Origin of the sequence: Pseudomonas laurentiana, assembly GCF_014648275.1 — a bacterium.
Taxonomy (GTDB): Bacteria; Pseudomonadota; Gammaproteobacteria; order Pseudomonadales; family Pseudomonadaceae; genus Aquipseudomonas; species Aquipseudomonas laurentiana.
In genome coordinates, this window is record NZ_BMQU01000002.1 from 195,217 (window position 1) to 216,719 (window position 21,503).

19 protein-coding genes and 1 pseudogene are annotated in these 21,503 nt (G+C 59.9%); 11 read left to right on the forward strand and 9 right to left on the reverse strand.

Going from position 1 to position 21,503, the window contains the following annotated elements; genetic code table 11:
- Positions 1-34 precede the first annotated feature (34 nt).
- The gene (locus IE038_RS02790; RefSeq protein ID WP_163933045.1) at positions 35-1,654 is read right to left on the reverse strand and encodes a mechanosensitive ion channel family protein; all 1,620 of its coding nucleotides are present in this window, start codon (positions 1,652-1,654) and stop codon (positions 35-37) included.
- Between the two features lie 245 nt (positions 1,655-1,899).
- Here IE038_RS02790 and IE038_RS02795 point away from each other — a divergent pair, with 245 nt between their 5' ends.
- On the forward strand, positions 1,900-2,400 hold the full coding sequence (locus IE038_RS02795) for an Hcp family type VI secretion system effector (protein ID WP_163933048.1): 501 nt from the start codon (positions 1,900-1,902) through the stop codon (positions 2,398-2,400).
- Complete coding sequence (locus tag IE038_RS02800) at positions 2,393-3,103, forward strand: DUF4225 domain-containing protein (RefSeq protein WP_189395085.1); 711 nt, start codon at positions 2,393-2,395, stop codon at positions 3,101-3,103. The genes IE038_RS02795 and IE038_RS02800 overlap by 8 nt, the downstream gene beginning before the upstream one ends.
- Positions 3,104-3,111: 8 nt before the next feature.
- On the opposite strand, the gene IE038_RS02805 is transcribed toward IE038_RS02800, so the two are convergent.
- Positions 3,112-3,315: a hypothetical protein gene (locus tag IE038_RS02805; RefSeq protein WP_189395086.1), complete on the reverse strand. Its 204-nt coding sequence runs from the start codon at positions 3,313-3,315 to the stop codon at positions 3,112-3,114.
- Between the two features lie 432 nt (positions 3,316-3,747).
- Between IE038_RS02805 and IE038_RS02810 the strand changes: the two genes are divergently transcribed.
- Complete coding sequence (locus tag IE038_RS02810; RefSeq protein ID WP_189395087.1) at positions 3,748-4,755, forward strand: aldo/keto reductase; 1,008 nt, start codon at positions 3,748-3,750, stop codon at positions 4,753-4,755.
- Here IE038_RS02810 and nahK read toward each other — a convergent pair.
- The 3 genes and pseudogenes from nahK to IE038_RS02825 all read right to left on the reverse strand — a co-directional run bounded on the left by nahK (position 4,733) and on the right by IE038_RS02825 (position 9,754).
- A complete protein-coding gene (gene nahK / locus IE038_RS02815) occupies positions 4,733-7,366 on the reverse strand; it encodes a hybrid sensor histidine kinase/response regulator NahK/ErcS' (protein ID WP_189395088.1) in 2,634 nt (877 codons plus the stop codon). The genes IE038_RS02810 and nahK overlap by 23 nt on opposite strands.
- Positions 7,314-8,459, reverse strand: a pseudogene (gene nosP / locus IE038_RS02820) (nitric oxide-sensing protein NosP); the annotation flags it as partial. The gene nahK and the pseudogene nosP, both read right to left, overlap by 53 nt.
- 113 nt (positions 8,460-8,572) lie before the next feature.
- On the reverse strand, positions 8,573-9,754 hold the full coding sequence (locus tag IE038_RS02825; protein WP_163938469.1) for a porin: 1,182 nt from the start codon (positions 9,752-9,754) through the stop codon (positions 8,573-8,575).
- A gap of 340 nt (positions 9,755-10,094) precedes the next feature.
- On the opposite strand from IE038_RS02825, the gene IE038_RS02830 reads away from it, so the two are divergent.
- Both IE038_RS02830 and IE038_RS02835 read left to right on the forward strand, forming a co-directional pair.
- Positions 10,095-11,174 (forward strand): enoyl-CoA hydratase/isomerase family protein, encoded by a 1,080-nt coding sequence (locus IE038_RS02830; protein WP_163938472.1) that lies wholly within the window; start codon positions 10,095-10,097, stop codon positions 11,172-11,174.
- 16 nt (positions 11,175-11,190) lie between these two features.
- Positions 11,191-12,342, forward strand: a complete 1,152-nt coding sequence (locus IE038_RS02835; RefSeq protein WP_065758349.1) for an acyl-CoA dehydrogenase family protein — start codon at positions 11,191-11,193, stop codon at positions 12,340-12,342.
- Positions 12,343-12,422: 80 nt separating this feature from the next.
- Here IE038_RS02835 and IE038_RS02840 read toward each other — a convergent pair whose 3' ends face one another.
- From IE038_RS02840 to pedF, 3 genes are read right to left on the reverse strand one after another with little or no spacing between them, the layout of a single operon-like run.
- Complete coding sequence (locus tag IE038_RS02840) at positions 12,423-13,349, reverse strand: quinoprotein relay system zinc metallohydrolase 1 (protein ID WP_189395089.1); 927 nt, start codon at positions 13,347-13,349, stop codon at positions 12,423-12,425.
- Between the two features lie 9 nt (positions 13,350-13,358).
- Entirely contained in the window at positions 13,359-14,114 is a 756-nt protein-coding gene (locus IE038_RS02845; RefSeq protein WP_163938475.1) for a quinoprotein dehydrogenase-associated SoxYZ-like carrier, read from the reverse strand.
- Between the two features lie 3 nt (positions 14,115-14,117).
- Positions 14,118-14,555 carry a cytochrome c-550 PedF gene (gene pedF / locus IE038_RS02850; RefSeq protein ID WP_099774919.1) on the reverse strand — a complete coding sequence of 146 codons (438 nt, stop codon included), beginning with the start codon at positions 14,553-14,555 and terminating at the stop codon, positions 14,118-14,120.
- A 266-nt stretch (positions 14,556-14,821) separates the two neighbouring features.
- Between pedF and exaA the strand changes: the two genes are divergently transcribed.
- Positions 14,822-16,693, forward strand: coding sequence for a quinoprotein ethanol dehydrogenase (gene exaA / locus IE038_RS02855; RefSeq protein ID WP_189395090.1), 1,872 nt, complete (start codon positions 14,822-14,824; stop codon positions 16,691-16,693).
- A gap of 115 nt (positions 16,694-16,808) precedes the next feature.
- The gene (locus IE038_RS02860; RefSeq protein WP_163938478.1) at positions 16,809-17,462 is read left to right on the forward strand and encodes a pentapeptide repeat-containing protein; all 654 of its coding nucleotides are present in this window, start codon (positions 16,809-16,811) and stop codon (positions 17,460-17,462) included.
- Here the strand turns inward: IE038_RS02860 and IE038_RS02865 are convergent.
- On the reverse strand, positions 17,459-18,100 hold the full coding sequence (locus IE038_RS02865; protein WP_163938481.1) for a response regulator: 642 nt from the start codon (positions 18,098-18,100) through the stop codon (positions 17,459-17,461). The two genes, IE038_RS02860 and IE038_RS02865, sit on opposite strands and share 4 nt — an antisense overlap.
- A gap of 166 nt (positions 18,101-18,266) precedes the next feature.
- Between IE038_RS02865 and IE038_RS02870 the strand changes: the two genes are divergently transcribed.
- The 4 genes from IE038_RS02870 to IE038_RS02885 all read left to right on the forward strand — a co-directional run bounded on the left by IE038_RS02870 (position 18,267) and on the right by IE038_RS02885 (position 21,493).
- A complete protein-coding gene (locus tag IE038_RS02870) occupies positions 18,267-18,812 on the forward strand; it encodes a PQQ-dependent catabolism-associated CXXCW motif protein (protein WP_163938498.1) in 546 nt (181 codons plus the stop codon).
- 44 nt (positions 18,813-18,856) lie between these two features.
- Positions 18,857-19,522, forward strand: a complete 666-nt coding sequence (locus tag IE038_RS02875; protein WP_163938484.1) for a response regulator transcription factor — start codon at positions 18,857-18,859, stop codon at positions 19,520-19,522.
- A 549-nt stretch (positions 19,523-20,071) separates the two neighbouring features.
- Positions 20,072-21,178, forward strand: a complete 1,107-nt coding sequence (locus IE038_RS02880) for a 3-deoxy-7-phosphoheptulonate synthase (protein WP_163938487.1) — start codon at positions 20,072-20,074, stop codon at positions 21,176-21,178.
- Positions 21,179-21,211: 33 nt separating this feature from the next.
- Complete coding sequence (locus IE038_RS02885; protein ID WP_065758339.1) at positions 21,212-21,493, forward strand: peptidylprolyl isomerase; 282 nt, start codon at positions 21,212-21,214, stop codon at positions 21,491-21,493.
- Positions 21,494-21,503 lie beyond the last annotated feature (10 nt).

Below are 21,503 nucleotides of genomic sequence, written 5' to 3' on the forward strand. Positions count from 1 at the left end.
AGGCCAGCGTACAGCATGCGGCGGTTCATCGCGGCTATGGCGCCCGGTGATCGCCGCCAGGGTTGGCGGGCGGGCTGTACCACTTCTCTCTCGGCACCCACTTCGCTTCTTGCGGGTCTCCCAGATAGTGCGGCGACATGATCTGTACACCGTACTCATTGAAGACGTCCTGGATATTGGCGTGCAGCAAGGTCAACAACTCGGCACGCGGGCGCGGCTGGCTGGGGATGGCTTGGGCCACCAGGCGGTACTCGGGGTAGAAATCCGACAGCGCGGTCTGGAACACCTGCGCAGGCGGCTGTTCCAGTATCCCGGTGGTACGCCGGGCCGCCTCCAGCAGCATCGCCTCCACTTGCCGCCAAGGGGTGTCATAGCCGATGGTGACCGTGGTGTCGACAACATAACCCGCCCCTTGCACCGTGCGCGAGTAGTTCTTGGTCACCGCATTGGTGATCATCGAGTTGGGCAAGGTCAGCACCTCCCCAAGCCCGGTACGTATACGCGTGGTGAACATCCCAAGCTCGGTCACGGTACCTTCATGCTCCCCTATGCGCACAAACTCGCCTGGGCGCAATGTTCGGGTGTAGGTCAGGATCAAGCCGGCAGCCGCCTGCCCAACCACACTGCTGGCACCCAGAGAGATCATCAAGCCGATCAGTACTGACAAACCCTTGAAGGCGTCCGTCTGGGCACCGGGCAAGTAGGGGTAGGCCATTGCCAGGGCAAACAACCAGATGGCCAGCGAGGTCAACCGCGTGGTGGGCTGCAGGGTTTCTTCATTGAGCCAGGTGAAAACACCCGCAACGGCGATCCGCCGCAGCACGCTCTTGCTGAAACTGCTGAACCCCCGGGCAATGAGGAAAATGGCCAGCACAACCCCCAACCGGGGTACTGCGCCGATCATGCTCTCGAACAACGACTGTGCAACGCTCAGCAAGTAGTTGTTCAGGCTCTCCCCCCAAGGGCGCGTATAGGGGAAGCGTGAAAGCACGAAACCGAGCCATTCATAGATGAGCAATAACACCAGCACCCAGCGCAGGAACCACAAGACCCGGCTCACCAGCGGGTACAGGTAACTCGCCTCGATGAGAGGCATCTGACCAATTTTCAACGACAGGGCATGTCGTTTCATTAACGCGGGGAGCACCGCCAGCAGCCTGCGACGAATAAAATAGATACCCCACAGCAGGCCAAACAACATCATTGAAGCCACCAAGCAGGCCATCGCGGCCCTGAGCATCTGATGCAGGCTCCGCGCTTCTCGGGTTTCCGCAACGACCAGACGCAAATTCTCCGCAGCGCCCTGTGCTGCTTGCATGACTGATTCGTACTGCAGTTCATCGACGTCCTTGGGCGACACGATGAAAGCCCGCCTGGGCCCTATCAACACCAGATAGCTGTTCAAGATCGGGTCGATGCTGACCTCAAGCGAGTCTGTACTGTCGAGGGCCTCATTGATAACGACGGTAGCGTGCTTTACCCGCAACTCCGGAACTTCGCCAAGCAGCGGCACCCGAAAGACCGTGATGCTGCGGTTGGCAATCCTCAACTCGGCGCTGGTGGGCGGCTCCACTTGCGCATCGGCTGCAACACCCAGTGCTGGCATCAGCCAGTAGCACCACAGAAGTATCCCTACCAGCAGCCGGCTACGCATAGGCTCTCAGCCCCCTCGACACAAGCGACCATCGCAGATGACGTGTTGGCCAGTGTAGTCGGTGTTACCGAGGGCGGCGGGAGCTATTCCCGAGAGCGAAGTGTAGGTCGACCTTTCCGAGTCTTTCACTGAGCCGTCAGCGACCCCATACGAGACACATTTAGTATATTTTTTCGGAAACCTCCTACATTAGGTTTCCCCTCCTTGCAATAAACTGCACGCACTAGCCACAAGGAGCGGAACATATGGCCAATCACAGCTACATGACTATTACTGGAAAAAAACAAGGTTTAATTTCAGCTGGCTGCTCCAGCCAGGACTCTATCGGAAACAAGTGCCAAGCTGGCCACGAAGACGAAATCATGGTGCTCGCCTACTCTCACAACATGGTCGCCGGAAATAATGGAACAACGTCAGGCGGCAGAGGCAAACACATGCCCGTTACTCTTACAAAGAATATTGACAAATCCACTCCATTATTAGCCAATGCTCTTCATGAGGGTGAAGAAATCGAGTGCAAAATCAATTTTTACCGAACCTCATCCTCTGGTCACCAAGAGAAATACTTTACCGCGATATTAGGTGGCGGTCGAATTGTCAACTTAAGTGTTCAGGTACCACATACCATTCACATGGGCGACGCGCAACCACAGGAGCTTATTGCCATTAGATATCGAGAAATCAGCTGGGTGCACCACCAAGCAAGTACCAGCGCCTATAGCTCTTGGGGTGACGACAATGGATGAACAATCATGTGACATTAATGATGTAACCAAAGCAGCCGCCGACCTAGTTGCATTGGGGTGCACCGTCGGCTCTACGCACCTCCATGATGGCGTTACTCAGCTTCAGTTCAGCTCAATCGTTTCAAGTTACACAAACGAAATAATAAAGGACGTTAACGACGGTCTGATAAGTGCTTGGGAGGGCGTGAAAGAAATAAAGGAGGAATATGCCGATCTCTCCTCCAGGGCCTTTTTTTACGCTCAGAACGGTATCGTGGTCGTAGCAGGCGCTGTACAAATTGAGGTAGGCGTCACGATCACGGGGGCTTCATACGGATTGGGAGCCCCGATTGGGACGGCTTTTATCGCACATGGCGCCAACAACATATATGAAGGCGGGATGAATATTTACAACGGCCCCGATAGTCCTCCGACGCAGGGACCCACTAGACGTACCTATCAATATCTTTTAAGGGATGATTACAATGGGAATATGGCATATGGATCTGTCGATTTAATTTTGTCTGCTGGCGGCATGATTCGCCCCTTGCGCAAGACGAACTCAATACAACTTTTCAGGCGAGACCCCTTGAATTACGAGCCTGCATACCAACACACCGGAAAACTGGCTTTGCTTTTAGAAGCCCTAGCAGACTCGATTACAATCAACTCAATAACTTCAGAGGAAAACTCTGAAACAGAAAATGAACGCCATCACAAGTAGCAGTTCGGCTACCATAAATCACGCAATTTTGGAACATAAAAACGCAAACCACAAGCAGCAATAAATAAAAACACAACACCGGCGACAACCCAGTAAGCCCCTCCTTCCAACTCAATCACCTCCGTCACCCCCCACATGACAAACAACGTATAAAACATGGAAGACCCAATAATAGCCAAATACAAACCAACCATTGATAGATTCACTCGCATCACATCACCTTTAACACTCAATCGCCCCAGATAGCATAAGATAATACACCCCCAACCCACACACACGTGCAACACTTGAAAAAGAAACTAAAAATCTACCACCAATGAAACCAGCCTCTCATCTTAGAGCATTGATCAAACCAAGGCGCTTGCACACCTAAATCCTGCCATCTGGATTACACAATGGATGCGAGCCATCTCGGACAGTATTTCCAATACTGAGAAAGAGTACCTCACCAACATACTGATGTGCTCGTAGATCAGGGGACCGGTGGAGGAAGCGCAGATGCTTCAGGCACTCCATGTTACAGGCTGCACGACAGTCATCTTCCCACACGATGGCGGTTTTCAGGGCGCCGCAACCAGTGCTTTTAATCCATCACATATCTGTGTAAAACAGATGGGATCCAAAATTCACAGGGGGTTTCAATCATGATCTACCGTCCATTGGGCCAAAGCGGCCTGCAAGTGTCCGCGCTGACCCTGGGCAGCATGATGTTCGGCGAACAGACCAGCGCCGAAGACTCGCTGCGTATCATCGACAAAGCCTGGGACCAGGGCATCAACTTCATCGACACCGCCGACGTCTACAACGGCGGACGCTCCGAGGAAATTGTCGGGGAAGCCATCGCCCGCCATCGTCAGGACTGGGTACTGGCCTCCAAGGTTGGCTTCGGCCCCGCAGACGGCGTTCCCAACCGCAGCGGGCTGAGCCGCAAGCATATTTTCAACGCCATCGAAGCCAGCCTGACACGCCTGGGCACCGACTATCTGGACATCTACTACCTGCACCGCGAAGACCATGGCACCCCGCTGGAGGTCACCGTGTCAGCCATTGGCGACCTGTTGCGCCAGGGCAAGATCCGCCATTGGGGCGTGTCGAATTTTCGCGGTTGGCGCATTGCCGAGATCGTCAACCTGGCCGAGCGCATGGGCATCGCCAAACCGGTGGTCAGCCAGCCGTTGTACAACATCGTCAACCGCCAGGCCGAGCCTGAACAGTTCACCGCCGCCGCCCATCATGGCCTGGGTATCGTTCCGTTCAGCCCGCTGGCCCGTGGTGTCCTGAGTGGCAAGTACGCGCCCAATGCCACCCCCGATGCCAACAGCCGGGCCGGTCGCCAGGACAAACGTATCCTGGAAACGGAATGGCGGGCCGAGTCGCTGGAAATCGCCCAGAAAATCCACGCCTACACCGAAACCAAAGGCGTTGGCATGGTCGAGTTCGCCATTGCCTGGGTGCTCAACAATCGCCTGATCAGCTCCGCCATCGTCGGCCCGCGTACCGAAGCCCAATGGGACACCTACAGCGGTGCCCTGTCGGTCGAGATCACCGCCGAAGACGAAGCCTTCATCGACGCGCTGGTGACCCCGGGGCACGCTTCAACCCATGGTTACAACGATGTCAGCCACTTTGTCAGCGGACGTCTGCCGCGCTGAGTACCGGGCCCAGCAGGTGGCTGATGGCAGCCTTGAGCTTCATCGGCCGCACCGGTTTGTTCAGCAGGCTGTGGCCCAGGGCACGCACCTGCTGCTTGAGTTCGTTGCTGTAGTTGGCGGTGATCATCAAGGCCGGCAAGGGTGTCGCCCGACGGGCGTTGATCGCGGCCACCGCATCAACGCCATTGCGGCCGTTGTCCAGGTGGTAATCGGCAATCAACAGGTCGGCACTGGCGCGGTCCGTGGCCACTTGGCGAGCCAGGTCGGCTTCACTCAGCGCTGTCACCACCTCACACCCCCATTGTTCAAGCAGGGTACGCATCCCCGCACAGATCGCCGCATCGTTGTCCAAGACCCAGATGCGCGCCCCCTGCAGGCGCTCCATGAACGGCTCCAGCGGTGGCACGGCGATGCGGCTGCGAGGCCCGCGTTTGCTGCGCGGCACTTCAATGGAGAACACCGAGCCCCTACCCGGCGTCGAACGTACGGTGATCTGGTGCCCAAGGATGCCGGCGATTTTTTCCACGATTGCCAACCCCAACCCCAAGCCGCGATCCTGATCCGGGCGCTGAACATCCCCGCGCTTGAACTCCTGGAAGATCTCCCCGCGCTTGTCCGCGGCAATACCGATACCGGTATCCCACACCTCAATCAACAACCGCTGACCGCGCCGACGACAGCCCAGCAACACGCGGCCCTGGGGCGTATAGCGGATGGCGTTGCTGAGCAGGTTGCGCAGGATGCGCGCCAGCAGTTGGATGTCACTGCGCACTTTCAGGCTGCACGGCACGTAATCCAGGCGTAAACCTTCAGTGTCGGCAATGTGGGCATACTCGGCCGCGAGGTTGTCGAGCAGATCACTCAACACGAAAGGCGCAACATCGGCCTTGATTACCCCTGCATCGAGCTTGGAAATATCAACCAGGGTGCCGAGCAGGTTCTCCACGTCATCCAGCGAGTTGCTGACATTGCGCACCAGCGACGGGCTGCTGTGCTGCTCCTGCAAAGCGCTGGTAAACAATCGCGCGGCGTTGAGCGGTTGCAGCAAGTCATGGCTGACGGCGGCGAGAAACTTGGTCTTGGACAGGTTGGCCCGATCCGCATCCTGCTTGGCCTCGCGCAACCGCGCCTCGGCCATGCGTCGCTCCTCAATCTCGCGCAACAACTGCTGGTTGAGGCTGGTCAGCTCCGCTGTGCGCTCGCGTACGCGCACTTCGAGGTGTTGATAGGCCTGGTGCAAGGCCTCTGCGGTACGCCGACGTTCGGTGATGTCGCGAATCAGCACGAAGATGCCGACCACTTCACCGCTGGCCAACTGATTGGGGACATAGGAGCGCAGCATGTAGCGCTCCTGACCATTAACGTTGGTTTCGGCCATCTCGAACGTCACGCTCTCCCCCGCCAGCGCTCGCTCGACGTAACTGTCCAGGCGCTGGCAGTGCTCGGGGCTGTGCGCCTCGCGCAGGCTCTGGCCGAGCATCAGACCGCGCGGCCAGCAGTACCACTGCTCGTACACCTTGTTGGTGAACTCGTAGACCAGATCGGCATTGAGGTAGGCGATGAGCGCCGGCACATGGTCGGTAATCAGGCGTATCCAGCGCTCGCTCTCGCTCAGCGCCTCCGCATGCTGGTAGCGCTCGGTAATGTCGGTGAAGGTGTTGACGAAGCCACCGGCGGGCAATGGATGAGTGCGTATCTCCAACATCCGCCCGTCATACAGGCGTTGCTCCAGTTCACGGACAGCACGGCCATTGGCATCGCGACTGGCAGGCGTGAGCAAGGCCAGTTCACTGTCGCCGATCACTTCGGCGAATTCACGGTGGGCGGCAATCGGTGCCAGGCCGCTGAGTTCAAGGAAGCGCCGGTTCCACAGTTCCAGAACACCGTCGGCACTGACCATCGCCACCCCTTGGGAGAGGTTGTCCACGGCCCGTTGCAACAGCCGCGACTTCTGCGCCACCGCCTGCTCACGACGCTGGGTTTCGCTGAGTTTGACTTCGGTGATGTCGGTGAACAGCATCACTCGCCCACCGTCACGGGTCGGCCGTTCGCTGACCTGTAGCCAACGTCCGTCTTGTAGACGATAGACCCCGTGCTCCTCGGCCGGGCTGCACAAGGCCTCGGCGAACAGACCGGTCGTCTGCATCAGGCGCTTGACCTCGGCCAGGCGCATGCCACTGATAATGCGGATCCGGCTACCGGCCCAAAAGGCCTTGAACCGGCTATTGAACAAGACGATGCGCAAGTCCTGATCGAACAGCACAAACGCATCGGAGATGCTCTCAATGGCGTCAACCAGGTGCTGGTGTGCGGTCTCGGCGCGCAGCCGGGCGTCGCTGAGCAAATGATTGCTGGCCTTGAGCTCGGCCATCGCCTGGTTCAATGCGTCGGTACGTTCCCGAACCTGCTCGGCCAGGACCACCGAATGCTGGAAGGCTGCATAGGCATCGTCGGGACGCCCAGCCCCCGATTCCAGGCGCTCAATCAGGGCGGCATTGATCCTGGTCAGCTTGTGGTTGGCCCGTTGAAGCTGGGCAATCTGCTCCTGCGCGCAAATGTCGGGGCCGTCCAATGGCAACGCCGGTGAAGGTCTGGTTGATGTGCATGCCATTGAACTGTTCTCCATAGGAGTTGAAGCCAAGCACTCGGCGTTCGCGCAGGAATGTACTGACAGCGGTAAAGTCATCACTGCCTTCCAGCTCCAGGCGACGCAGGAAGCAGTCACAGCCGATGGTCAACAACAGCGGCCCCAGGCGCTGCTGCAGACCTTCGAACAACTGCTCCAGATTGGGTATCAGCGGCCCGGGGTACATGGCGCTGAGCACGATGCCGTTCTCCACCGCACAGTAGAAACTCAGGCTCAGGTCATCGTGGACCTGTTGAATTGCCCGCACGTAGTAGCGCTCGTTGAGCCGAACGGCCAACGGGTGAGCCGCGAAGGTCCGGTGATCGATCGCCTCGACCGGTACGCCGATCAACTGGGCATATTCCAATGCCGCAGGTTCGGCATTCAGCTCATACACACGGCGCAGGTTGCGGTCGGCTCGGGTGACGACCAGTTTCTCTGTACGTGGCTGGATGTGATGGGTGGTGAAGACCTCGAAATCCAGCCAGGTATTGACCAACAGCACCACCGCCGCGCCGGTGTGGAAGGCGCCCTCGAAATAGACATGGGTGTGGTGCAGGTAGTTGTCGTCGCCGGCCGAACCACCGAAATGCGGAATATCCCCCAGTGCCGCACTGAGGGCTGCCAGGAACATTTCTTCACGACTGGACAAGCCGTCGAGCAAGGTCAGGGCGAAACTGTGGCCCTTGATGGGTGCCAGGGTGTTGCCCCGGCAACCACCGACCAGACGCTCAACCATGTGCTGGGCATCGATCAGGCTGAAGTGCTGCATGTGATCGACCAGTTCGGCGGCAATGGAGAACTGCCGATGGTCGAAACCCAGCGCCGTGACACAACCGCGACCGTAGCCCTCGGGGGTGATCTCTCCGGCGCTGGTACAACCGGCCAGACGGATTCCGCCAAAGCTTTGCCCCAAGGCCTGGGCCAGGGCTGGCAGGTCATACTCGGCCGAGCAGAAAAACAGCACGAAGCCCAGATGGGGATGCAACAGTTGCCGCGCCAGGTCCTGCGCCACCTCGTCGGCGGCGGCTGCCCGAGACATGGCACTGACGACACCTTCGGCCTGAAACTGCTGCATAACGGCCTCCTGGGTGGGGCGATAGCGATTGGCGGCAGTGTACGAGCGGCGCAGCGCAGGCCGAATGCTACTTGGGTACTGGGTCGGCGTGTCGTTGGTTGTAGTGCCACGGGTTACCAGGTCAGTACCGCGCCCACCGCGAAGGTATCCGTGTCTTCGTTCTGGGCATCGCCCTCGTGCCCGGTGATCTCGAACTGGTTGTACTCGGCCACCAGCTTGAGGTTGTCATTGATGTCATGAAACAAGGCGACACCTCGGGTCTCGTAATCCGCCCCGGTATTGACCGCGCCGTTACCATCATCGTTGGTCTTGCCATAAGACAATGCCACGCGGTTCTTGCCGAACCGGTACGAGCCCTGCATCAGGTAGCCCTTGCTGTCCACTTCACGCAACGTCGCTTCCCCGGCATTGTTGGTGAAAAACGGGTTGATGCCTTTGGCGGTGAAACCGGAGCCGGTCAGCGAAAAGCGGCCCATTTTTGCCTGCACACCGTAGCCGAGCCCTTTGGACGTCACCGTATCGACCGTACGGTCGGTATTCTCCGACGTCTGGTAGGAGCCGTTGAGCCAACTGTAGATCTGCGCGCCACCAAGATCGAACTGGTAGGTAATCTCGCTCTCGGTACGCGGCGCTTCCTGGTACGCCTTGCCCACGGCACTGTCGTCGTTGGTATCGACCGGGTCCATGATGCCCACCGCCACCCGCAGCCCGTCCATCAGCGGCGTACGGTAGGTAATCTGCGACGTAGGGAACGGGTACGGATAGCCGCTGCCGATGTTGCCAAACGAGACCCCGCCACCGTCCACCAGCCCCAGGGTATCGCTGACCTGGCCGTAGCCGGCGAGTAACTCGTCAAGCAGGATGTTGGAGCGGGCAAACAGCCCAAAGTCCTTGCCGATCAACACTTCGCCCCACTCGGGGTTGGCCACCGTACCGTAGAACTGCCGGACGTCGATGGCGGTGTCGGTGCCATTGGTCTCGCTGTCGTTGATGGTCACCCAGAACGAGGCACGCCCGCCCAGTTTCAGGTCATCGACCTGACGGGTCATGTTAAAGCCCAGGTAGTTGGGCAAAAAGCCCATCTTCACCCGTGATTGTCGCCGATCGTATTGTTCACCCGCACGATCGACATCACTGTTGACGTAGAAGGCGTTGATGTAGCCGTCAGTCGCGAAGGTGGTCTGGTCCTTGTCGTACAACATGATTTCGGCTTCAGCCAGAGGGCTCAGGCCCAGTGCTGCTACGCTGGCCAGTAACGGCAGGAAACGGGCATTGGCGTTCTTATTGTTGTGCATGTCGCTCTCCGCAAACGTTGGGGACAGGTGTCGGAGGCGATTATCGGAAGCGCGCACTGGCCACCCTACGCTGCCTTGGCGTTAGAGCGCTGCTGCTTTGGCCGGGCGTTAAAGGCCGTGTGTAATGGGAAGTAAGACCCTGTACGGCGGTGCCACAACGCTAAAGTGCCAGTACCGGGTGCGCAAGGCGCGGCGCAGCATGCAAAAATGCAGACAAGGACTGCAGTTTTGCGGATTGTATTAGGCAAATTTGCACTGCTACGATCCGACAATCCTTGAGTAGCTCATCCACACCGTGACAAATCATGTGGAAAATCAATAACAAAGCAGGGAGATAGCGATGACCGCGCAAGCCCACCCTTCGGTCTCTGTCGACACTACCCAAGTACTGGCTGAGGTCCGCAACCAGATCGGTTACCTGACCCTTAACCGCCCCGCCGGTCTCAATGCCATTACGCTGGAGATGGTGCGTAGCTTGCACCAGCACCTCAATGCCTGGAGCTGCGACCCTCAGGTGCAGGCCGTCGTGCTGCGTGGCGAAGGCCCCAAAGGCTTCTGTGCAGGCGGTGATATCCGCTCGCTCTACGACAGTTACAAAGCGGGTGACAACCTGCACAAGGACTTCTTCGTCGAGGAATATGCCCTTGACCTGGCGATCCACCACTACCGCAAACCGGTCCTCGCGTTGATGGACGGCTTCACATTGGGCGGCGGCATGGGCCTGGTCCAAGGCGCGGACTTGCGTATCGTGACCGAACGCAGCCGCCTGGCCATGCCGGAAACCGCCATTGGCTACTTTCCGGATGTCGGCGGTAGCTACTTCCTCTCACGCATCCCCGGAGAGCTCGGCATCTACCTGGGTGTCAGCGGCGTGCAGGTTCAGGCCGCCGATGCACTCTATTGCGGGTTGGCCGACTGGTACGTCGAGAGCAGCCAATTGACCGTGCTGGACGAGCGCCTGAACAACCTGAACTGGAGTGCCAACCCGCTCAAGGACCTGCAAGGCGTACTGGCCAAACTCGGCACCCAGACGCTGGAAAACCCGCCGCTGGCGCGCCTGCGTCCCGCCATCGACCACTTCTTCGCCCAGCCCGACCTGCCCAGCATCATCGAGCAACTGCGCAGTGTGAACGTGGCCGATAGCCGCGAGTGGGCCTTGAAAACCGTAGAAATCCTGGAAAGTCGCTCACCACTGGCCATGGCGGTCACCTTGCAGATGCTTCGTCGGGGCCGTGCGCTAAGCCTTGAAGACTGCTTCAAAATGGAGCTGCACCTGGACCGGCAATGGTTCGAGCACGGTGACCTGATGGAAGGTGTACGTGCGCTGATCATCGACAAAGACAAGCAACCGCGCTGGAACCCGCCGACGTTGGCGATGCTGGAATCCAAGCGCGTCGAACAATTCTTCGAAGGCCTCTGAGGGCTGGAGTACGCACATGCAAGACCTGGAACTGACTGAAGAACAGATCATGATCCGCGACATGGCGCGCGACTTCGCCCGAGGCGAAATCGCCCCCCACGCCCAAGCCTGGGAAAAAGCCGGCTGGATCGACGATGGCGTGGTCGCGAAGATGGGCGAGCTCGGCCTGCTCGGCATGGTCGTGCCGGAACAATGGGGCGGCAGCTACACCGACTACGTCGCCTACGCCCTGGCAGTTGAAGAGATCTCCGTGGGTGACGGTGCCACTGGCGCGTTGATGAGTATTCACAACTCGGTCGGCTGCGGCCCGTTGCTGGCCTATGGCAGCGCTGAGCAACAACAGACCTGGCTTGAGCCGCTGGCCACAGGCAAGGTCATCGGCTGCTTCTGCCTGACCGAACCGCAAGCTGGCTCGGAAGCCCACAACCTGCGCACCCGTGCCGAGCTGCAAGGCGATCACTGGGTCATCAACGGTGCCAAGCAGTTCGTCAGCAACGCCCGCCGTGCCGGTTTGGCCATTGTCTTTGCCGTGACCGATCCCGAACTAGGCAAGAAAGGCCTCTCGGCCTTCCTGGTACCTACCGACAACGAAGGCTTTGTCGTTGATCGCAGCGAACACAAGATGGGCATCCGCGCCTCCGATACCTGCGCTGTGACGTTGAACAACTGCCGCATCCCGGCCGCCAACCTGCTGGGCGAGCGCGGCAAAGGCCTGGCCATTGCCCTGTCCAACCTTGAAGGTGGACGCATCGGCATTGCCGCCCAGGCATTGGGCATCGCCCGCGCCGCGTTTGAAGCGGCCCTGACCTACTCCCGCGACCGTATTCAATTCGGCAAGCCGATCAACGAACACCAGAGCATCGCCAACTTGCTGGCCGACATGCAACTGCAGATCAATGCTGCACGCTTGCTGATTCTGCACGCCGCACGCCTGCGCAGCGCTGGCCTGCCGTGCCTGTCGGAAGCCTCCCAGGCCAAGCTGTTCGCTTCGGAAATGGCCGAGCGGGTATGTTCCAAGGCGATTCAGGTGCATGGCGGCTATGGCTACCTGGAAGACTACCCGGTTGAGCGTTACTACCGCGATGCGCGAATCACCCAGATCTATGAGGGGTCCAGCGAAATCCAGCGGATGCTGATCGCACGGGAACTGAAGCACTACCCGCTTTAACAGCGCGCTGCCGCAAGCCGGCCTCTACCGTGGAGGCCGGCTTGTCAACGCTGCAAGCGCCGCGTATTCACGGATAAACCTCAGCGATCCACCCGGCGCAACACGTCACGCTCGTACTGTGGGTACAGATGGCTGACGGTTCGCGTCAGTTCATACTGGGTCAGGCTGATCCCGGCAAAGCGCGTCGGGATTGGCGTTGCCAATACCTCATTCATCTCAAGCCCTTGCAGAGCACTGTCGTGCAGCAAGCCATCGAGCCATCCCAGGTAATCCACCATCTGCTCGAACGGTGCCGCGTCATTGGCCGTTGGTCCGTGGCCGGGTACCAGCAGTTTCCAGGGCAAGCCTTTCAACTGCTGCAGGTCCTGCAGCCACACCTCCAGCCCCGGGCTGTGAGGTGTTGTCAGGGCTCGCTGATAGAACAACAGATCTCCGGCGAACAGAACGCCCGTCTTCTCATCGAACACCGCCAGGTCCGCGCCGCTGTGGCCACTGAACGCCAGCAGGCGCAACGGGTGGCTGCCAAACACCTGCGTGCCGGGTTCAATTACCTGGTTCGGCAGGAGCACTTGCGTACCGCGCATCCAGTCGCCCACCAGCCGGTACAGGTTCTCGGCCAGGGCATCGCCCTGCTCCTTCAAGCGCACGCCGGTGCCGGCCAGGGCGCCGATCGGGACATCGGAAAACGCCTGGTTACCCAACGCATGATCAGGATGATGGTGGGTCAACAGCACCTGCACGACCGGCTTGTCGGTCACACGGGCAATGGCCTGGCGCAAGGCCTGGCCGTAACGCAGCGACGGGCCACTGTCGATCACCACGACGCCGCTTTCAGTGACGATAAACGCGCTGTTGACGATGTTGGCGCCATTGCTGCGAGAGAAGTTTTCGGTGCTGCCTTCCAGCATCCAGGTGTCGGCCGCAATCTGGCGTGGCACCAGGTGGTAGTCCAGATCGGCAAGGCTCGGCAGGCTGATCGCAGCCAGCAATAGCACTATCCAGCGCATGGGTTCGCCTCACTCCAGAGCAGCATCGAATTGATTGCCGTTGTTGTCACGCAAGCGCAGCCGTACCGGGCCGGTATCGCGCAGGTCGAAAGAAAGGCTGGGGTTCTCACTGACCGCCGGGTACAACACCAGGGTAGCCAATGAATGGCCCGCCACATCGAACAATTCAGCCTGCTCAATGAAGAACTCTGGCGTGCCGCCTACCAGACCATTGTCCATCGGGTGGGCTACGTGCACGCGTACCCGACTGAAGCCGTCTCGCGGGTAGCGGCCACCCAGCACCTGGCCCAGGCGCTGCTCCCAATCAGGCTGGCTGCGCACCACGCTGGGTGCGGTACAGCCGCCACCGGCGGCATCGATCAGGGCCGAACCAACATGCCAGACGCCATCGTCGGTCTGCACCGCTGCGCGCAAGGCGGTAGCCTGCTCAATACGGATACGAATCGCCAACCAGGGCAACACCTGCGGCCCCGGCTCAAAGTCAACGATTGTCGGCAAGGGATTGAGCTCTGCCCAGGCGATGATGCGCCGGACCTTGCCCGGCACATCACGCGCATCGATTTGCAGCGGCACCTGGCGGGCGTCCTCGGCAAATGGCGGAGCAATGACACGCACCCGCGCGTCAAAAAGATAGGGGTCGTCCTTGATCCACTGTTTGCGGTAGAACTCCCACATCACTGACGGCACCGGGTCGGGCCCTGATTCAATGGCCTGCACGGGCATACCAAGCATCAGCAGCGCCAACAGCAACGGCCCGCGGCTCATGGCTCACTCCTCGACGTGCACGCTGTCCAGGTAGCTGCGTACAGCCCAAAGCGCTTCCTGGCTCAGGTAATCCGCCATCTTCGGCATGTACACGCGACCGTCGCGCACCGCGCCGTTGCGCACGCGTTCGACAAACCACTCATCACCGTTTACGCCGGCATCGAGCATGCGCAGGTCCGGTGCAATACCACCGGATTTGGCCTCGAGACCATGGCAAGCGGCGCAGTTCTGGTTATAGGCAGACGCACCGATCGAGACCGCCTTTTCCTGTTGTTCGGTGTTGCGATAAGGGTTTTCCGTGCGCCATTCGCTGCCCAGTTGCTCCAGACCGTCGGTCTTGACCGCCTGGGGTACGACGTTGCCATGGGCGAACACGGCGCCCGCACTCAACAGGCTGCCAGTCACAATCAGGCTCAACCAGGCTTTCTTTACTGTTTTCATTGTTCTGCCCTCGACTTCTCTGCACGATGCACGCGAAAACCTCTCGACTGAAAGGTTCTGCCGGGCATCTTAGGAAGGCTGCAGGGGTGGCCCCATGCTGCTTTGGTGGCCGCGCCTTACTCCCTTGGTAGTAGGGCTTGTGGGGCAGTGCCAAATCATATCCGGACTGGGAAGTTTTCCCGGGGCAGGCGGGAGTTTTTCCGTATCACGCAACGCAGCGGCGTTCCAATCTATGCAGGCCAAAACCTCCATTGGGAACACTCACCATGACAATAAGATCGTTACCCGCCGCGCTTTCGCCACTGTCCATCGCCGTGCAAACCGTCCTGCTGGTGGGCAGCCTTGCCCTGGCCCCGGCCGCACATGCCAAGCCCGTGAGCTGGGAAGACATCGCCAACGACCACAAGACCACCGAAAACGTATTGCAGTACGGCATGGGCACCAACGCTCAGCGCTGGAGCCCGCTGGCTCAGGTCAACGACAAGAACGTGTTCAAGCTGACCCCTGCCTGGTCCTATTCGTTTGGCGATGAAAAACAGCGGGGCCAGGAATCCCAGGCCATCGTCAATGACGGTGTGATCTATGTCACCGGCTCATACTCGCGGGTATTCGCCCTCGACGCCAAGACCGGCAAGCGTCTGTGGACCTACAACCACCGCCTGCCCGACAACATCCGTCCGTGCTGTGACGTGGTCAACCGTGGCGCCGCCATCTACGGCGACAAGATCTACTTCGGCACCCTCGATGCCCGGGTCATCGCACTGAACAAGGACACCGGCAAGGTCGTCTGGAACAAGAAATTCGGTGACCACAGCGCCGGTTACACCATGACCGGTGCGCCGACCTTCATCAAGGACCAGAAAAGCGGCAAGGTCCTGATGATTCACGGCAGCTCCGGCGATGAGTTTGGCGTGGTCGGCCAATTGTTCGCCCGCGACCCGGACACCGGTGAGGAAGTCTGGATGCGTCCGTTCGTTGAAGGCCACATGGGCCGCATGAACGGCAAGGACAGCACCCCGACGGGTGACGTCAAGGCGCCGTCCTGGCCGAACGACCCCACCACCGAAACCGGCAAGGTCGAAGCCTGGAGCCATGGCGGCGGCGCCCCGTGGCAGAGCGCCAGCTTCGATGCCGAAACCAACACCATCATCGTCGGTGCCGGCAACCCTGGCCCATGGAACACCTGGGCACGTACCGCCAAAGACGGCAACCCGCACGACTATGACAGCCTCTACACCTCTGGCCAGGTAGGCGTCGACGCCACCACAGGCGAAGTGAAATGGTTCTACCAGCACACCCCGAACGATGCCTGGGACTTCTCCGGCAACAACGAACTGGTGCTGTTCGACTACAAGGACAAGGATGGCAAACAGTACAAGGCCACCGCCCACGCCGACCGTAACGGTTTCTTCTACGTGGTTGACCGCACTAACGGCAAATTGAAGAACGCCTTCCCGTTCGCCGACAACATCACCTGGGCCAGCCATATCGACCTCAAGACCGGTCGCCCGGTCGAAAACCCGGGGCAGCGTCCGGCCAAGCCTGAACCTGGCGAGACCAAAGGCAAGCCGGTCGAAGTCTCGCCGCCGTTCCTGGGTGGCAAGAACTGGAACCCAATGGCCTACAGCCAGGACACCGGGTTGTTCTACGTGCCGTCAAACCAGTGGAAAGAGGAATACTGGACCGAAGAAGTCAACTACAAGAAGGGCTCGGCGTATCTTGGCATGGGCTTCCGTATCAAGCGCATGTACGAAGACCACGTCGGCTCGTTGCGGGCCATGGACCCCACCACCGGCAAGATGGTCTGGGAACACAAAGAGCGTCTGCCGCTCTGGGCCGGCGTGCTGGCGACCAAGGGCAACCTGGTGTTTACCGGCACCGGTGACGGTTTCTTCAAGGCCTTCAACGCCAAGACCGGTGAAGAACTGTGGAAATTCCAGACGGGCAGCGGCATCGTTTCGCCACCCATTACCTGGGAGCAAGACGGCGAGCAATACATCGGCGTGACCGTCGGCTATGGCGGCGCGGTACCGCTGTGGGGTGGTGATATGGCCGAGCTGACCAAGCCGGTGGCACAGGGTGGCTCGTTCTGGGTGTTCAAGATCCCGGCCTGGGACACCAAGACCGCTCAGCGTTGATGTGAACCTCAGGGGCGCCTCTGGCGCCCATCGCCAGCAATGTCGGCAGCTACAGCAAAGCACTGTGGCTGTCGGCTTGCCAGCGATCGCCCTCTTACTGCCCCAGGAGACTCCCATGAAGTACCTTCCACTGCTGCTCGCCGTCGCCATGAGCCCCGCCTTCGCCGCCAGCAGCGACAACGGCGACGACACGCCGCTGACGATCAACGGCTGCACTATCCAGCCCGAAAGCCAGTGCCCCGATGCTGACCTGCGCAATGCCGACCTGAGCAATCAGGACCTGCGCAAGATGAACCTGGCGGGCGCGGATCTGCGCGGGGCCAACCTGCGCCACGCTCGCCTCGATCTGGCCAACCTGGAAAAAGCCAAGCTGCAAGGCGCCAACCTGACCCGCGCCAGCCTGCAACAAAGCAACCTGCGCCTGGCTGACCTCAGCGGCGCCAACCTGATGGCTGCACAAGCCTGGGGCGTCTTTGCTCAGGGTGCCAATTTCAACGATGCCAACCTCAGCGCGGCCTACCTTGAGTTTGGCCGCCTCTCCGGTGCCAAGCTGCACAAGGCCAACCTGCAGGCGGCAGACCTGGAAATGACCTGGCTGAGCAAAGCCGATCTCAGGGGCGCACGCCTGGTCGATGCCAACCTGCAGGAAGCCAAACTGGGTGAGAGCAACCTGGAACAGGCCGACCTGCGCGGCAGCCGTCAGCATTATGCAAACTTTCAGGACAGCAACATGGAGGCCTGCCAGGGCTGTCCGGCTTCGTGGGACTAAGCGGCAATCCGCAGCAGGCCGGCGTCGATTGCCAGATGCACCAGCTCGGCCTGCGAGCTGACCTGCAGTTTGCTCTTGAGCAACGTCAGGTAGTTGGAAACGGTCTTGGCACTGATGCACAACTGCTCGGCAATGAGCCGGCTCGGCGTACCTTTGGCCAGCATCAGGAAGATCTCCGTCTCACGCTGGGTCAGGCCACTGAGGCGCACGTCGCCGGCCTGCATAGGGTGAGACTGGCAGGCCAGTTGGGTCGCCAACGGCTGCTCGATGTAGGCATGCCCGGACAGTACCCGACGAACCGCCTCAACCAGCACTGGTGGTTGCGCCGCTTTGGACAAGAAGCCGCAGGCGCCGGCATCAAGTGCTTGTCGCACCAGGCTCAATTCGGTGTGCTCGCTGAAAAACAGGATTCGCAACTGAGGTACGCGCTGGCGCAAGCGCCGGGTGGTTTCCAGGCCGCTGATACCTGGCAGGTCGAAATCCATGATCAGTAACCCCGGCAAATGTTCCTGCACCCGCTGCAGGGCCTCCTCGCCACTGGCCGCCTCAGCAATCGGCAACTCAGGCAATGCCGTGCTCAGGGTGTGAGCCAGGCCAAGGCGGATCATCGGGTGGTCGTCGACCAGCAAGATCTCCATAGCGCCTCCGGCAGTGAGTGGATTGGACGTTGCGGACCTTCATGCTAGAGGCGTCCCAGCGCGCAAAACCTACTACTTTGGTACTGCTTTTACTGTCGATGGTCGCATTCACAAAGCGTCACGACTGGCCTGTAATGAAGGCATAACAAAAATGAGACTGCCGACCATGTTGCGTGCCATGTCCGCCCTCGTCTGCCTGACGCTTTCTGCCATCGTGACGCCGCCGGTACTTGCCGATACACCGCTGTTTTCCGGCGATGGCTACCGCATTGCCCTGTATCGAAGCCCCACCCCTGCACACGTCGAACCCGCGCAAACCCTCGATACCGCGCAGCTGCAACAACTGCTGCAGAACACACCGGCACCCGTGTTGATCGATGTCTACCGCCGCACCTGGTTGCATGGCCGGTTCATCGATACCGAAGCGCATGCCAACCTGCCCGGTAGCCATTGGCTGGCCAATACCGGTGATGGCGAATTGAGTGCTGACTGGGCAGCCTATTTCCAGAAACACCTGCAACGCCTGAGCGCTGATGACCGGCAACGCCCACTGGTGTTCTATTGCCGCTCTGATTGCTGGCTAAGCTGGAACGCGGTCAAACGTGCCGCCAGGCTGGGCTACACCCGGTTGTACTGGTACCGTGACGGCATCGACGCCTGGGAAGCCGCCGGGCTGCCGTTGAGCGCTGCTACGCCCGAAGTCTTCCCCTGAGTCTCCTGCCTGCGAGCATGACTACAACAATAAGGTGCAAAGCCATGTACAAGATTCTGATCGCCGACGACCACCCGCTGTTTCGCGAGGCCATCCACAATGTGATCAGCGACGGCTTCCCTGGCAGTGAAGTCCTGGAAACCGCCGACCTGGATAGCGCCCTGGAACTCACCCAGAGTGCGGATGATCTCGACCTGATCCTGCTCGATCTGAACATGCCGGGCATGCACGGCCTGGGTGGGCTGATCAACCTGCGTAACGAGGCGCCCACGGTGCCCGTGGTGATCGTGTCGGCTGAACAGGACAAACAGGTGGTACTGCAGGCCATTACCTACGGCGCAGTGGGCTTCATCACCAAGTCCTCACCACGCTCGCAAATGACCGAAGCCATCGAGCAGATCCTCAATGGTAATGTCTACCTGCCGCCAGACATCATCCGTACCCAGAAGAACACCAGTCGACGCAACCAGAACGAGCCTCAGGGGTTTGCCCCGGAGTTGCTCCAGGCGCTGACCCGCAAGCAGTTGCTGGTGCTTGAACGCATGACCAAGGGCGAATCGAACAAGCAGATCGCCTACAACCTCGACATCGCCGAGACCACGGTCAAGGCCCACGTCTCGGCCATTCTGCGCAAGCTCAACGTACATAACCGGGTTCAGGCGATCCTCAGTGCCGGCGACATCGACTTTACCGCCTACCTGCGACGCTGAGCTGCCGGGTTTATCGTACGCATGCAAAAAGACTATTGAATCGGCAGGCCGCCCTACAGTAAGCTCGGACCTATCAACTGGAGCCAGACATGTCACCTACCACCCTCACTCAAGCACGTCACACCGGTCGCCTCGCGCAGCCGCTGCTGGCTATTGCCGAGTGCGGTACCTGCGCTCCAGCCGGCTTTTATTTTGGGTATTGGTTTAGCCAACGGCGCCGCTGATACCTACACCGGCGCCCACTTCCAAGGGGACGCCAGGCACAGAGAATACTCAACCCCCGGTCGGCTCCCCGACCGGGGGTTTTGTTTTTGGGCGTCGTACACCACACACATTGAGGAATAACACATGAACTACAGCACTTATTACCGTTACCCAGCGTGCATCGCCTGGCGATTTAGCCAGTTCCGTTCGGGCCTGACTGCCGCCGCCGATCGGTCACTCACAGGTGGCACCGACACAGATGATCTTAATCCGGCCCACTGTCGAACACCTCGATAGGGCCGGCTGCGCGGGCCAGAACCCGCTCTTCGCCAAGGATTCCCGAACATGCAATCGTCCAGCCTCGCTCTGCCCCTGACTCAACCGCAACCTCAGGTTGCCGCCAACACCGCTGTCAGCCAACGCCTGCCCAGCAGCTTCATGCTCAAGCAGCACCTGCCGCTTTCCAATGCGCTCGGCGCACAGGTCGAGCAGCACCGCCAAGCCGTCAAGGCCATCCTTGAAGGCCGCGATCCACGCCTGTTGGTCATCGTCGGCCCCTGCTCCATCCACGACCCTCACTCCGCACTGGAATACGCCGAACGTCTGGCCCGCCTGGCCGAACGCGTCAATGACCAGATGCTGCTGGTGATGCGCGCCTACATCGAAAAGCCACGCACCACGGTCGGCTGGAAAGGCCTGGTCTACGATCCGCACCTGGATGGCAGCGATGACATGCACGGTGGCCTGAACCTGTCACGGCGCCTGATGCTGGACATGCTCGCCCTCGGCTTGCCGATTGCCACCGAATTGTTGCAGCCAATGGCCGCAGGCTACTTCGACGACCTGCTGAGCTGGGCCGCCATCGGTGCCCGCACTACCGAGTCACAGGTACACCGCGAGATGGTCAGTGGCCTGGGTCTGCCAGTAGGTTTCAAGAATGGCACCGACGGCAGTATCGGTATTGCCTGCGACGCCATTCGCAGCGCCGCTCACGGCCATCGTCATTTCGGCGTCGATGCCCAAGGACACCCGGCGATCATCGAAACGCTGGGCAATCAGGATACCCACCTGGTATTGCGCGGTGGTCACAAGGGCCCCAACTACGATCGCCAGAGCATTGAGCAGGCCCGCAAAGGGCTGGAAAGCGTCGGCTTGGCGCCGCGTATCATGGTCGACTGCAGCCACGCCAACAGCGGCAAGGACCCAGCCCGTCAGCCCCATGTGTTCAATGAGGTACTGGAGCAACGGCTGCAGGGTGACCGTGCGTTGGTTGCCGTCATGCTGGAAAGCCATTTGTTCGACGGCTGCCAGGCGCTGGGCAAGCAACCACTGCGCTACGGGGTATCGATCACCGACGGCTGCCTGGGCTGGAACAGCACCGAGACGTTGCTCACGAATGCCGCCGACGCACTGCGCAAGAATGCGCAGGAAAAACCCGGCGCAATCCTGTAGGCTCGCCATTTTAACGCCAAGGAGCCCCTCATCATGGCCAAAGCCACTGCCCGTCACATCCTGGTTGCCAGCGAAGCCAAATGCAACGAACTCAAAGCTGAAATCGAAGCCGGTGCCGACTTCGCTGAAATCGCGAAGAAGCACTCCACCTGCCCGTCCAGCCGTCAAGGCGGTGACTTGGGCAGCTTCGGCCCTGGCCAGATGGTCAAGGAGTTCGACACCGTGGTCTTCAGCGCACCGGTCAATACCGTACAGGGTCCGGTGAAGACCCAGTTCGGTTACCACCTGCTGGAAGTCACCAGCCGCCAGGACTAAACGTCGTCGG

What these genes read in the sequence shown, in the direction of transcription:
- pedF (WP_099774919.1), bottom strand. Translation starts at nt 14,555, where the DNA reads ATGAAAACAGTAAAGAAAGCCTGGTTGAGCCTGATTGTGACTGGCAGC.
- IE038_RS02885 (WP_065758339.1), top strand. Translation starts at nt 21,212, where the DNA reads ATGGCCAAAGCCACTGCCCGTCACATCCTGGTTGCCAGCGAAGCCAAA.
- IE038_RS02880 (WP_163938487.1), top strand. Translation starts at nt 20,072, where the DNA reads ATGCAATCGTCCAGCCTCGCTCTGCCCCTGACTCAACCGCAACCTCAG.
- IE038_RS02810 (WP_189395087.1), top strand. Translation starts at nt 3,748, where the DNA reads ATGATCTACCGTCCATTGGGCCAAAGCGGCCTGCAAGTGTCCGCGCTG.
- IE038_RS02805 (WP_189395086.1), bottom strand. Translation starts at nt 3,315, where the DNA reads ATGCGAGTGAATCTATCAATGGTTGGTTTGTATTTGGCTATTATTGGG.
- IE038_RS02795 (WP_163933048.1), top strand. Translation starts at nt 1,900, where the DNA reads ATGGCCAATCACAGCTACATGACTATTACTGGAAAAAAACAAGGTTTA.
- IE038_RS02835 (WP_065758349.1), top strand. Translation starts at nt 11,191, where the DNA reads ATGCAAGACCTGGAACTGACTGAAGAACAGATCATGATCCGCGACATG.
- IE038_RS02800 (WP_189395085.1), top strand. Translation starts at nt 2,393, where the DNA reads ATGGATGAACAATCATGTGACATTAATGATGTAACCAAAGCAGCCGCC.
- IE038_RS02860 (WP_163938478.1), top strand. Translation starts at nt 16,809, where the DNA reads ATGAAGTACCTTCCACTGCTGCTCGCCGTCGCCATGAGCCCCGCCTTC.
- IE038_RS02840 (WP_189395089.1), bottom strand. Translation starts at nt 13,349, where the DNA reads ATGCGCTGGATAGTGCTATTGCTGGCTGCGATCAGCCTGCCGAGCCTT.
- IE038_RS02865 (WP_163938481.1), bottom strand. Translation starts at nt 18,100, where the DNA reads ATGGAGATCTTGCTGGTCGACGACCACCCGATGATCCGCCTTGGCCTG.
- IE038_RS02875 (WP_163938484.1), top strand. Translation starts at nt 18,857, where the DNA reads ATGTACAAGATTCTGATCGCCGACGACCACCCGCTGTTTCGCGAGGCC.
- nahK (WP_189395088.1), bottom strand. Translation starts at nt 7,366, where the DNA reads ATGGCATGCACATCAACCAGACCTTCACCGGCGTTGCCATTGGACGGC.
- exaA (WP_189395090.1), top strand. Translation starts at nt 14,822, where the DNA reads ATGACAATAAGATCGTTACCCGCCGCGCTTTCGCCACTGTCCATCGCC.
- IE038_RS02825 (WP_163938469.1), bottom strand. Translation starts at nt 9,754, where the DNA reads ATGCACAACAATAAGAACGCCAATGCCCGTTTCCTGCCGTTACTGGCC.
- IE038_RS02790 (WP_163933045.1), bottom strand. Translation starts at nt 1,654, where the DNA reads ATGCGTAGCCGGCTGCTGGTAGGGATACTTCTGTGGTGCTACTGGCTG.
- IE038_RS02845 (WP_163938475.1), bottom strand. Translation starts at nt 14,114, where the DNA reads ATGAGCCGCGGGCCGTTGCTGTTGGCGCTGCTGATGCTTGGTATGCCC.
- IE038_RS02870 (WP_163938498.1), top strand. Translation starts at nt 18,267, where the DNA reads ATGTTGCGTGCCATGTCCGCCCTCGTCTGCCTGACGCTTTCTGCCATC.
- IE038_RS02830 (WP_163938472.1), top strand. Translation starts at nt 10,095, where the DNA reads ATGACCGCGCAAGCCCACCCTTCGGTCTCTGTCGACACTACCCAAGTA.